Origin of the sequence: Elstera litoralis, from assembly GCF_000963705.1 — a bacterium.
GTDB classification, from domain to species: domain Bacteria; phylum Pseudomonadota; class Alphaproteobacteria; order Elsterales; family Elsteraceae; genus Elstera; species Elstera litoralis.
In genome coordinates, this window is the sequence record NZ_LAJY01000128.1 from 1 (window position 1) to 10,878 (window position 10,878).

Sequence of the window (10,878 nt, forward strand, 5' to 3'; positions counted from 1 at the left end):
GGTCGAAGCGGTGGCCGCTCATGGCAGATCGTCCTTAAAAGTTATTGTACCGCCGGAAGCGACACGCGCCCGACGCAGGTATAATCGAACCCGGCAGTTGCCATCATATCCGGCTCGTAGACATTGCGCAGATCGACGAGAACCGGGCTTTTCAGCAAGCTCTTCACCCGTTTTAAGTCGAGCGCGCGGAATTCGTTCCATTCGGTGATGATAACCAGCGCATCGGCCCCGCCCATCGTCTCATAAGCGGTTTCGCACCAAAGAATGCCCGGCAGCATTTTTTCCGCCTCGTGCATCCCGGCGGGATCGAAGGCGCGTAAAGCAGCCCCCGCTTCCTGCAAGGCCGGGAGAATGTCGAGGCTGGGGCTATCGCGCATATCGTCGGTATTCGGCTTGAAGGTGACGCCCAAGATCGCCAGCGTCTTGCCTTTCACCGAGCCGCCGCAGGCCGCGATGATCTTATCGGCCATCGCGCGTTTGCGCTTATCATTGATATCGACCACGGTTTCGATAATGCGCAGCGGCGCGCCCGCTTCCTGGGCGGTGCGCACGAGGGCCAGCGTATCTTTCGGGAAGCAGGAGCCGCCGTAACCGGGGCCGGGGTGCAGGAATTTCTTGCCAATGCGCCCATCCAGCCCGATGCCCTTGGCCACATCATGCACATCGGCGCCGAGCTTTTCGCACAGATCGGCGATTTCGTTGATGAAGGTGATCTTGGCGGCCAGGAAGGTATTGGCGGCATATTTGATGAGTTCCGAGGTTTCCACCGAGGTGAAAACGATCGGCGTTTCGATCAGATACAGCGGACGATACAGGTTGCGCATCACCTCGCGGGCTTTTTCCGTCCGCGCGCCGATAACCACGCGGTCGGGGCGCATGAAATCGCTGATGGCCGAGCCTTCGCGCAAAAATTCCGGGTTCGAAACGATATCGAAATCGGCATCCGGGCGGGTTTCGCGGATGATGCGTTCCACTTCCCGGCCCGTGCCCACCGGCACGGTGGATTTGGTGACGACGACCGTATGGCCGCTCAAGGCTTCGGCGATTTCTTTCGCCGCGCCATAGACATAGCTCAGGTCCGCGTGCCCATCGCCCCGGCGCGACGGCGTGCCGACGGCGATAAACACCGCATCGGCTTCCGCCACGGCTGCCTTGAGGTCGGTGGTGAAGAACAGACGGCCCGCCTTCGCGCTATTCTCGACGAGCTTATCGAGACCGGGCTCGTAAATCGGAATTTCACCGCGATTGAGCCGCTCGATCTTGCCTGCATCCTTATCGACGCAGGTGACCGTGACGCCGAATTCCGAGAAGCACGCTCCCGATACCAGACCGACATAGCCGGTCCCAATCATGGCAATCCGCATTTAATGTTCCTTTCTCTCACGCCGTCTCGCTCAGGGGGCGGCGCGGTTCACGCAGTATAGGAGGCTAGAATCCGGCGAACGGCGTCGGCCATATCGTCCCGGTCCAAGGCGAAAGCGATATTGGCTTCCAAAAACCCCACCTTATCGCCACAGTCGAACCGCCGACCTTCGAAGCGCAGCCCGTGGAACGGTTGCTCGCCGATCACATCGGCGAGGGCGTCGGTAAGCTGAATTTCGCCGCCCGCGCCGCGTTCCTGCCGCTCCAGGTGGTTCAACACCTGCGGGTCGAGGATGTAGCGGCCAATAATGGCAAGATTAGAGGGGGCCATCGCCGGTTTCGGCTTTTCCACGACGCCGCGCACCTGCACGAGGCGACCATCGTCGGAGATCGGGTCGAGAATACCATAGCGCGAGGTATGCTCGCGCGGCACATCCATCACCGCCACCATGCTACCGCCCAAATCCTCATAGGCTTCGATCATTTGCTTGAGGCAGGGCTGATCGGAGAGAATGAGATCGTCGGCCAGCAGCACCGCGAACGGCTCGCCGTTAATCAGCGCGCGGGCGCACCAAACCGCATGCCCAAGGCCCAAGGGCTCCGGCTGGCGCGTATAGGCGATGCGCCCCGGCCCCAGGGGGATATCCTTAATCAGCGCCCAAAGATCGTCCTTACCCCGGCTGAGCAGCGCATTTTGCAGCTCGCCCGAATGGTCGAAATGATCCTCGATCGCTTCCTTGCCGCGCCCGGTGACGAAGATAAACTCTTCGATACCCGCGTCGCGCGCCTCTTCGACCGCATATTGGATCAAGGGCTTATCCACGACCGGCAGCATTTCTTTCGGCATGGCCTTGGTGGCGGGCAAGAAACGGGTTCCCAATCCACCGACGGGGAAAACAGCTTTACGGACCTTACGTGCGGCCATGAAATCCTCGGATTGCATTTCGCATCATCTGGTCGCGGTCAGGCGGCCAAGGGGGTGATGCGATTGCCCGCTTACTTGCCACATCCGCGCCTTGCGGCGCAAGCTGCGGGGCGATTAAGCTTTGGTAATCTCGTCGGGGGCGACACTCGGCAGCAGCGGCAGATTGAGCGACGCCAGTAGTGCGCGCACCTCTTGGCGGGCCGCCACATGGCTCATGGAGACCTGCGCATTCACCCCTTCATCGCGCAGATCGAGCAGCGTCAACCCCTTCAGAAAGAGTTCGCGGAAGATCACGCGCTCGGAAAACCCAGGCGCAATGCGGAATCCCACCCGCCCGGCCAAAGCTTCCAGCGCCTGCGCCACGAGTTGCTTATTGCGCGCGTCGACATGGGCCAAGCGGTTGCGCATCACGATCCAATCGAGCGGCGGCAGGCGGCCCATTGCGCGGCGTTTGCGCTGCTCCCATACCATTTCGGCATAGGTGCTGGGACGAATGACGGCCAGGGTTTCCGGGTCCACATGGCCGATCACATCGAAATCGATGAAACTATCGTTAAGCGGCGTCACCAGCGTATCGGCAATCACATGCGCCTTGCGCGACAAGGGCGTGTCGGCCCCCGGACAGTCGATGACCAGCACCTGATGCCGCCGCCAGAGACCTTCGACCACCTCATCAAATTTCTCGGCCTCGGCGGGCAGCAGGGCGGCGTGTTCGGGGATCGGAATCGGCGCGCCGGTCATGGCGCGAAACGCCGTGCGGTTCTGGAAATAGCGCGTCAGCGTGCCCTGGCGCGCATCGAGATCGAGCGAGGCGACGCTCAGCCCTTCCCGCAGCAATCCGATAATCAGGTGCATGGCGGTGGTGGATTTGCCCGAGCCGCCCTTTTCATTCCCCAGAACGATGATATGCGCCATCGGCTATAAACCTTTGAACTCGGGGGAGGTTTTATTCACGAACGCGGCAATGCCGGTTTGATAATCGTCGGTATCGAAACAGGCGAAGCCTCGGCCAGTTCCGCCTCGGTCAGCGGGGCCGCCTCATCCAAACGGCGGGCGAAAGCCTTGTGCCAACGGTTGACCAACGGCGCGCCGGAAGCAATGCGCTCGGCCGCCTCTTGCGCTTCCGCCAACGCCTGCCCATCCTCGACGATGCGCGAGACGATGCCGTAGCCCTTGGCCTCATCGACCCCGAAAATCCGGCCTTCCAGCAGAATTTCCACCGCCGCCTTGCGCCCCAAAGCGCGAATGAAGGCGCCGATTTCGGGATAGGACATAACGAAACCAAGCTTATTGATCGGCACCCCGAAGGTCGCGCTGGCCCCGGCGATGCGCACGTCCGATAAACACGCAAGCTCCACCCCGCCGCCGATGCAGCGGCCTTCGATGGCCGCCACCAGGGGATGCGGGAAATTTTCAAGCTGGGTCAGCGTCGCATACATCAGCTTGGCATAAGCCCGCGCCGCCTCGGGCGTAGCCCGGAGGGTCTGGAATTCCGAAATATCGCCGCCCGCGCAAAAATGATTGCCCGCGCCAGTGAGAATAACGCAGCGAATACTATCGTCTTCGGCAAGCGCCGTCAGCGCCGCCCCCACACTGCGCCAAAGATCGGCATTCAGCACATTGAGTTTTTCAGGGCGATTCAGCGTAACCGTAACAATAGCGCCCTGTCGCTCTACCCCCAATGCTGCCCCGCTCATGCCGCTCTCCTTCTGATGCCGCCCCTCATGAGAAATCAGAAGCCCGCAGCGCGCGCAACAAGATTCCCCTAACGCTGGACAGTCGCGCGCCGGGGCTTTATCACGCCCCCAACGTCCTTCGCGCCCGTAAAGGTCCCGCCATGCCCCTCACGCCCGCCCAATCCGTCGCCCGGCTGCTGCTCGAAATCGAAGCGGTGCATATTCGCCCGCAGCAGCCGTTCACGCTGACCTCGGGCACCTTCAGCCCCGTCTATGTGGATTGCCGCAAGATCATCGGCTTCCCGCGCGCCCGTACCGCCGTGATCGATTTTGCCGTGCAAAAATATCGCCGAAAACATCGGTTATGAGCAGATCGATGCGGTTGCGGGCGGTGAGACGGCAGGTATCCCCTATGCCGCCTGGCTCGCCGACCGGCTGGGGCTGCCAATGCTCTACGTGCGCAAAAAGCCGAAGGGCTTCGGGCGCAACGCCCAGATCGAGGGCCATTTCAAGGACGGCGACCGCGTACTGCTGGTCGAAGACCTTGCCAGCCAGGGCAGCAGCAAGATCACCTTCATCAATGCCCTGCGGGAAGCGGGCGCGCGCTGCGACCATACCCTCGTCGTCTTCTTCTACGCCGCCCTCACGGGAAGCTTGAAGGTGCTGGATGACCTCAACGTCGCCCTGCACTATCTCTCCACCTGGAAAGAAGTGCTGGAAGTCGCCGATATCGATAAGCGTATCGGCAGCGCCGACCTCGCTGAAGTGCGTAGCTTCCTCGCCGATCCCGACGCGTGGTCGAAGGCGCACGGCGGGCCGTAAGGGGGGCTCACCCCTTGGCTGATCGCGCTTTCGCGGCCTATGCCGTTAAAAAGGGATGCGTTGAACTTTAGAGGCTAACGCCCCATATTAAGCCGGTTAAATCTGGCAAAATAGGGGGCGCTATGCACCAAATCCCAACTGTCTCTCGGCCGTCGCCGCCAACGCCCGCTGTGCCCGGCGCCCAGACACGTCACGGTGAGTTGATGGCGGAACTTCTAAACCCGGTGGGCGATGTCGATATTGCGCGCATGGTCGATCGGTTTCGCACAACCAAAGGGCATTTGGCCGAACTGGCGGGCCTGTCACCCGAAACGCTCTACAAGGTCGCACGGTCATCCAGTGCCAAGACTCAAGCCCGACTCCGCGAAATGCTGGAAATTCTCGTGCGCGTGAGCGCCTGGGCGGGCAGCATAGAGCATGCTTTGGCGTGGTACACGGCCCAACCAATCTCTGCTTTTGCCGATAGAACGCCTGAAGCGCTCGTAAAAACGGGGCATGCGAGCGCCCTACGGGACTATCTCGATTCACTCGCCCTCGGAGGCTATGCGTGAGATTTATCGGGACGTGTTTTCGCGCACACGATCCCCGATGGTCCTTTGCACCGCTCTCCGGCGCGGGGGCTGCACAAAAGGGCGGGCGCTTCAATCCTGTCGGCTGTGCGGCGCTCTATCTCTCGCTGGATTTGACCACCGCCATTCTTGAGGCCAGCCAAGGCTTTTCCTTTAAAGTCCCGCCGCTGACGCTCGTTTCCTACACGATCGACTGCGAAGATATCCACGATCTAACCGATCCTGCGGTCTTGGCGACGCTGGCGGTTGAGGGCGCGGGCGCTCGCCGATGGTTGGGCGCTTGCCGTGGCGGAGGGCCGTCGCCCCCGGTCGTGGGACGTTGCCGAACACTTGATCGAAGTGGGTTCAGCCGGGATCATCGTACCGAGCTTCGCCCCCGGCGCGAGCAGGGCAAATAGGAATCTGGTTCTGTGGCGGTGGGGGGCGGTTTCCCCTCACAAGGTCGAAGCGTTCGATCCCTCAGGAAGACTGCCAAAGAACCAACTCTCCTGGCCGTAAGGTTCAGCCCGAAAAATAGCCTTAGGCCGACAGCGCGTCCGCCAGCCGCCCCAGGCTTTCCTCGCGCCCGAGCAGTGCCATGACTTCCGCAACCCCAGGGGAATTCGTCCGCCCGGTGAGCGCCGCGCGCAAGGGCTGGCCCAGTTTGACGAAAGGCACGTCCAGCGCTTTCGCCTGAGCTTTCACCAGGGCCGCCAGCGCGTCGTGCGACCAATCCGCGTGCCCCTGCAAGGCTTCGAACACGGCGCGGACGCGGGTCAAGGCTTCCTCTGTCAGAACCGCGTGCGCCGCCTCTTCCAGCGGAATCGGACGCGGGGCGAGGTAGAAAGCCGCCGTTTCCGCCAGATGCGGCACGGTTTTCGCCCGCTCCTTCAGCCCCGGCATCGCCGCCGTCAGCAGCGCTTTCGCCGGATCGTCGGGCGCGCGGCCCAGGTGCGGCAGAATCAGTTCCGCCAGCCGCGCATCCTCGGCATGCTTCATAAAATGGAAATTGGCCGACACCAGCGCGTCCGCATCGAGCCGCGCCGGGGATTTGCCCAGGTGCGACAGATCAAACGCCGGGGCCGCCGTTTCCATCGTCGGATGCTCCAGCCCGGAGGCCCAGCCGAGGCCCATCAGGTAGGAAACCACCGCTTCCGGCAAGAAGCCTTGATCGCGGTACTCGCCGATCCCGACCGCGCCGTGACGCTTCGAGAGTTTCTGCCCGTCCGGCCCGTGAATCAGCGGAATATGGGCGTAGACCGGGCGCGCAACGCCGAGCGCGTCGTAGATCTGCGCTTGGCGGGCGGCGTTGGTCATATGATCGTCGCCGCGAATGATATGGGTGACGCCCATATCGATATCGTCGACCACGGTCGAATGCATATAGGTGGGCGAACCGTCGCCGCGCAGCAGGACGAAATCGTCAAGATCGGAATTGGCGAAGGTGATCGTGCTATGCACCCGGTCGGGGATGATCGTGCTGCCGGTGCGCGGAGTTTTCAGGCGGATGACGAAGGGTGCACCTTCGGGCGCTTCGCTCGGGTCGCGGTCGCGCCAGCGGCCATCGTAGCGCGGCGGCAAACCGCGCCGGGCGGCTGCCTTGCGCATTTCTTCCAGCTCTTCGGCGGTCGCATAGCAGCGATAGGCCTTTCCAGACGCCAGCAGTTGTTCGGCGACTTCGACATGCCGGGAAAGGCGCAGATGTTGGAAAATCGGCTCGCCATCGAATTTCAGGCCGAGCCAGTCCAGCCCTTCGAAAATCGCCTGAACCGCCGCCTCGGTCGAGCGCTCGCGGTCGGTATCATCGATCCGCAGCAGCGCTTTGCCGCCCGTGTGGCGGGCGTAGAGGATGGTGAACAGGGCGGTGCGCGCCCCGCCGATATGCAGCATCCCCGTCGGCGACGGGGCGAAACGTGTGATGGTGCTCATGCCGGGCTTTGTAGCAGCGGGCGGCGGTTTGGGCTAGGGTGGAGGCTCTCTGATGTTCAGGTCAACACGCGTTCTCATTGGCTGACATGTATAAAGTAATTTTTGAGTTAACATGAACCCCAACCCCCATCACTTCCTACGCTTAACCGCATACACAGGATGCGAGATTCTTATTTATAGCCTTATGCCAATGATAATAATTTTATTCCTCCAATGGTTATTTTTTGCTCTGGCAGCATTTATATTTTTTCCAATACTCATTTTTGGTGGTGCAGGCTGGTGGGGCTTTATTAAAACAGCCGCTCGCACACTCAAAGGCGAATCGAGCTTTAGGATGTTCGATACCGTTATGATATTCTTTGGAATGGTTATCTATGTTCCATACCTAATATGGGCCGGTGACGGTTTTTTTATGACAAAAACCTCAGGTTCTGGGACTGTAATTGCCTATTTGATTAATCTGTCACCGATTTTAATGGGAGTAACGTTGCTCGTTCGGCGCTTTCTCCTGACGCTCAAGCACCCCGACGCCGCCGATCCCACGCAAACAGTAGCGGGGCCAGAACCCGATCATAGAGCGCCACCGCCAGCGGCTTGATCCCCCGCGCGCCGACGATCCGCCCGAGCCAGCGGTAGCGCGGCAGATGCGACCAGAGCAGCAGGAAGCCGTCCACGCCGATATGAACCCTGCCTTGAGCATCGAGCACATGCAGGCGCTTGCGCACCGCAATCGGATCGAAGCCGCGCGCCCGCGCCGCCTCGGGGTCGCGGCCAATGTCGATCCAGCCGAGGCCGAGGCCCGCGCGGGCATCCTGGGCGCGGTAATGGTCGATTTCCGTCCGGCAGACCGGGCAGGAGCCATTGTAGAGGGTGGTGCAGACGGGGGGCTTGCTCATGAACTCGTCTCGTTGCGCGTGCCGAACAATCCCGTTGGGCGGAGGATCAACACGCCGACCAGCAGCACGAACACGGCCAGATCGCGCATCTCGTTAGAGATAAAGGCGGCGAAGAGGATTTCAACCAGCCCGACCAGCATCGCCCCCGCCATCGCCCCCGTCAGCGTGCCGATCCCACCGAGAATGGCCCCGGTCAGGGCTTTGAAGCCCAAGGCGAGGCCGATGCTATGGTCGGTCTGGCCGTAATAGACCACCGACACCAACCCGCCGACGCCCGCAAGCGCCGTTGAAAGCGCAAAGGCCCGCGCGATGACGGCATTTACCGGCACCCCGAGCAGCCCCGCCATTGTGGGATCGGCGGCGCAAGCGCGCAAATCCCGCCCAAAGCGGGTGCGCTGCACGGTATTGTGCAATAGCAGGCCGATGACCGCCGTCAGCAGAATAATGGCAAGCTGGCTAAAGCTGAAATGCACGGTCGACTCGCCCAGATGCAGGGTCCAGCCGCCTTGGATCAGGGGGGAAAGAATCTTGCCGCGCGCTCCTTGGGCGATCAGCACCGAATTCTGCACCACCAGCGACAGGCCAATCGCGGCCACCAGCGGCGAGAGCCGATTACCGCGCCCGATGGGCCGGTAGACCGTCCGGTCGATCACCGAGCCCAGCACCCCGCCATAGGCTAAGACCGCCATCAGGGCGGCGGGCAGCAGAATCCAGGCACTCTCCACCCCCGCCATGCCGAGGGCGAGAATGACGATGACGGCCAGGATTGAGCCGACCATCGCCAACTCGCCAAAGGCAAAATTCACGATTTCCAGCAGGCTGAAGATCAGCGCATAGCCAACCGCGATGAGCGCATAGAGGCTGCCGACAGTGAGCGCATTCAGAAGCTGCTGAAGCCCATAGGCCGAACCCGCCAGCGCGGATTTCGAGATGGGCTGCGCCGGATCGAAGCGCTTTACCCCCTCCCCGGCCAGGCGCTCCCAAACCTCCAAAACAATCAACTCCCGCTCCGACAGCGGCCCGCCCCGGAGGGTCTCGGCGGCGCGTAAGGGGGATTTTCCAGCGCTTTTGCCCGGTCGGCGAAATGACAGGTTAGCGCATCAGTCTGCCCCTCCCCCCAGCGCCAAGCGATTCGGACCGACAGCGGGCCGATTTGTTCGGGCAGGGCTCGGATGATCGTTTCGCCGATAGGCTCAAAGGCCCCCGTGAGGGCGGCGCAGGCGCGAAACAAATCATCCGGCTTGCGCGCGCAGGAACTCAGCAGCAGTCCCGCGAGCATCAGCACGCCAAGGCAGGGGAGCCCGCGCCGCAGCAGACGCCATAGGAAAGCCATAATCAGCGTCAATTCTAGCCTCGACCCCTCGCAAGCGATTGCGACCTATACCCTGCCCTGCAACTTGTCGGGCGGGGTTCTTTTTTTTTTGCGATGCACCGAAGTTGCGGGGATGAGCCAGCCCCCGGAATCCTATATAAGATTAGGCGTAGTCTGACCGCCGTCGGTTTTCAAGGGCGGCTACGATTGGGATGGGGTTCGAATGCGGGCGAAATATGGTTGGCTGGGCGCGGGTCTGGTCTTGGCGGTCGGCGGGATTCTGCTCTGGCAATCCCCGACAATGCGGGATCAGATCACCGCCAAAATCACCGGAACCAGCGCCGCGCCAGCGGGGGCGGCCCCGGCAGGCCAAGCGGGCGGCCGCCGCGCGATGAGCCAGCCGGTTTTCGCTGCAATGGTGGAGCGCGGCCCGCAGCCGATTGAGATTACCGCCATCGGGTCAGTGCAAGCCGCCGAGGTGGTTGGGGTTAAATCCCGGCTCGATGGCATTATTCTGAATGTCCATATCATTGATGGCCAGGAAGTGAAGGAAGGCGATCTGCTCTTCACCCTCGATGGCCGCTCGATTGAGGCGCAATTGCGCCAAGCCGAAGCCAATTTGCAGCGCGACCTTGCGGTTTCGGCCAATGCCAAACGCACCTTGGAGCGCCAGCAGGCGCTGGTTGCAAGCAATATCGCCTCGCAGCAGGCCTTCGATACCGCCCGCACCGCCGCTACCACCGCCGATCAATCGATCAAAGCTAGCCAAGCGCAGATCGACTCGCTGCGCGTCAGCATGGGCTATACCAAAATCACCGCACCGATCAGCGGGCGCGCCGGGGAAATCAAGCTCACCAAGGGCAATCTGGTGAAAGCCAATGATACCTCAACCCTCGTGACGATCCGCAAGCTGCGCCCGATCAATGTGATTTTCTCAGTCCCGCAGAAGCATTTCTCGGAAATGCGCGAGGCGATGGCCACCGGTAAAGTCGGCGTCGTCGCGCAGATCCCCGATCAGCCCGACCGGCGCGTCGTCGGCGAAGTCAGCTTCTACGATAATACCATCGACCAGACCACCGGCACCTTCCAGACTAAGGCGATCTTCCCGAACGACGATAATAGCCTGTGGCCGGGCATGTTCGCGCCGCTCACCGTGCGCTTCGGCGTGGAGCAGGATGCGCTCAGCGTGCCGAGTGCGGCCATTCAGACCGGCCAGCAGGGCCAATACGTCTACGCCATCGTTCCGGCGGAAGGCGGCGCGGAGGCCAAGCAAGCCGAATTGCGCCCCGTTACCGTCGCCCGCACGGTCGGCAACCGCAGCATTATCGCCAAAGGTCTGGCCGTTGGTGACACCGTTGTGACCGATGGCCAATTGCGCCTGACCAATGGGGTTCGGGTGGAAGTGCGC

General features: G+C 61.8%; 13 protein-coding genes and 1 pseudogene. 6 read left to right on the forward strand and 8 right to left on the reverse strand.

The features are described from left to right. Positions 1–41: 41 nt before the first annotated feature. From VZ95_RS06320 to VZ95_RS06335, 4 genes are all read right to left on the reverse strand, one after another. Positions 42–1,364: a UDP-glucose dehydrogenase family protein gene (locus tag VZ95_RS06320; protein WP_045775105.1), complete on the reverse strand. Its 1,323-nt coding sequence runs from the start codon at positions 1,362–1,364 to the stop codon at positions 42–44. A 47-nt stretch (positions 1,365–1,411) separates the two neighbouring features. After that, entirely contained in the window at positions 1,412–2,287 is an 876-nt protein-coding gene (galU, locus tag VZ95_RS06325) for a UTP--glucose-1-phosphate uridylyltransferase GalU (RefSeq protein ID WP_045775111.1), read from the reverse strand. A gap of 114 nt (positions 2,288–2,401) precedes the next feature. Next, positions 2,402–3,202 (reverse strand): division plane positioning ATPase MipZ, encoded by an 801-nt coding sequence (locus VZ95_RS06330; protein ID WP_045775106.1) that lies wholly within the window; start codon positions 3,200–3,202, stop codon positions 2,402–2,404. A gap of 35 nt (positions 3,203–3,237) precedes the next feature. Further along, positions 3,238–3,984 (reverse strand): enoyl-CoA hydratase/isomerase family protein, encoded by a 747-nt coding sequence (locus VZ95_RS06335; RefSeq protein WP_232302515.1) that lies wholly within the window; start codon positions 3,982–3,984, stop codon positions 3,238–3,240. Positions 3,985–4,124: 140 nt separating this feature from the next. On the opposite strand from VZ95_RS06335, the gene VZ95_RS29690 reads away from it, so the two are divergent. The 5 genes and pseudogenes from VZ95_RS29690 to VZ95_RS28045 all read left to right on the forward strand — a co-directional run bounded on the left by VZ95_RS29690 (position 4,125) and on the right by VZ95_RS28045 (position 5,852). Next, positions 4,125–4,331 (forward strand): hypothetical protein, encoded by a 207-nt coding sequence (locus VZ95_RS29690; protein ID WP_456297680.1) that lies wholly within the window; start codon positions 4,125–4,127, stop codon positions 4,329–4,331. After that, the gene (locus tag VZ95_RS06340; protein ID WP_456297681.1) at positions 4,294–4,785 is read left to right on the forward strand and encodes an orotate phosphoribosyltransferase; all 492 of its coding nucleotides are present in this window, start codon (positions 4,294–4,296) and stop codon (positions 4,783–4,785) included. Before VZ95_RS29690 ends, VZ95_RS06340 begins: the two co-directional genes overlap by 38 nt. Positions 4,786–4,988: 203 nt before the next feature. Further along, positions 4,989–5,336: a DUF2384 domain-containing protein gene (locus VZ95_RS26725; RefSeq protein ID WP_045775107.1), complete on the forward strand. Its 348-nt coding sequence runs from the start codon at positions 4,989–4,991 to the stop codon at positions 5,334–5,336. Continuing rightward, positions 5,333–5,572, forward strand: a pseudogene (locus VZ95_RS28630) (RES family NAD+ phosphorylase); the annotation flags it as partial. The gene VZ95_RS26725 and the pseudogene VZ95_RS28630, both read left to right, overlap by 4 nt. 67 nt (positions 5,573–5,639) lie before the next feature. Next, the gene (locus VZ95_RS28045; protein ID WP_332308017.1) at positions 5,640–5,852 is read left to right on the forward strand and encodes an RES domain-containing protein; all 213 of its coding nucleotides are present in this window, start codon (positions 5,640–5,642) and stop codon (positions 5,850–5,852) included. A 21-nt stretch (positions 5,853–5,873) separates the two neighbouring features. Here the strand turns inward: VZ95_RS28045 and gltX are convergent, their stop codons facing one another. From gltX to VZ95_RS06365, 4 genes are all read right to left on the reverse strand, one after another. Further along, positions 5,874–7,262 (reverse strand): glutamate--tRNA ligase, encoded by a 1,389-nt coding sequence (gltX, locus tag VZ95_RS06350; RefSeq protein WP_045775108.1) that lies wholly within the window; start codon positions 7,260–7,262, stop codon positions 5,874–5,876. Between the two features lie 515 nt (positions 7,263–7,777). Beyond that, entirely contained in the window at positions 7,778–8,158 is a 381-nt protein-coding gene (locus tag VZ95_RS06355; protein ID WP_045775109.1) for a thiol-disulfide oxidoreductase DCC family protein, read from the reverse strand. Further along, positions 8,155–9,159 (reverse strand): branched-chain amino acid ABC transporter permease, encoded by a 1,005-nt coding sequence (locus VZ95_RS06360; RefSeq protein WP_052711537.1) that lies wholly within the window; start codon positions 9,157–9,159, stop codon positions 8,155–8,157. The genes VZ95_RS06355 and VZ95_RS06360 overlap by 4 nt, the downstream gene beginning before the upstream one ends. Further along, positions 9,156–9,503: a hypothetical protein gene (locus VZ95_RS06365; protein ID WP_045775110.1), complete on the reverse strand. Its 348-nt coding sequence runs from the start codon at positions 9,501–9,503 to the stop codon at positions 9,156–9,158. The genes VZ95_RS06360 and VZ95_RS06365 overlap by 4 nt, the downstream gene beginning before the upstream one ends. Before the next feature lie 190 nt (positions 9,504–9,693). Between VZ95_RS06365 and VZ95_RS06370 the strand changes: the two genes are divergently transcribed. Continuing rightward, on the forward strand, positions 9,694–10,878 hold a 1,185-nt coding region (locus VZ95_RS06370), incomplete at its 3' end, for an efflux RND transporter periplasmic adaptor subunit (protein WP_052711538.1).

Coding starts and splice junctions, on each gene's coding strand:
- VZ95_RS06320 (WP_045775105.1), bottom strand. CDS start 1,364: ATGCGGATTGCCATGATTGGGACCGGCTATGTCGGTCTGGTATCGGGA.
- galU (WP_045775111.1), bottom strand. CDS start 2,287: ATGGCCGCACGTAAGGTCCGTAAAGCTGTTTTCCCCGTCGGTGGATTG.
- VZ95_RS06330 (WP_045775106.1), bottom strand. CDS start 3,202: ATGGCGCATATCATCGTTCTGGGGAATGAAAAGGGCGGCTCGGGCAAA.
- VZ95_RS06335 (WP_232302515.1), bottom strand. CDS start 3,984: ATGAGCGGGGCAGCATTGGGGGTAGAGCGACAGGGCGCTATTGTTACG.
- VZ95_RS29690 (WP_456297680.1), top strand. CDS start 4,125: ATGCCCCTCACGCCCGCCCAATCCGTCGCCCGGCTGCTGCTCGAAATC.
- VZ95_RS26725 (WP_045775107.1), top strand. CDS start 4,989: ATGGCGGAACTTCTAAACCCGGTGGGCGATGTCGATATTGCGCGCATG.
- gltX (WP_045775108.1), bottom strand. CDS start 7,262: ATGAGCACCATCACACGTTTCGCCCCGTCGCCGACGGGGATGCTGCAT.
- VZ95_RS06355 (WP_045775109.1), bottom strand. CDS start 8,158: ATGAGCAAGCCCCCCGTCTGCACCACCCTCTACAATGGCTCCTGCCCG.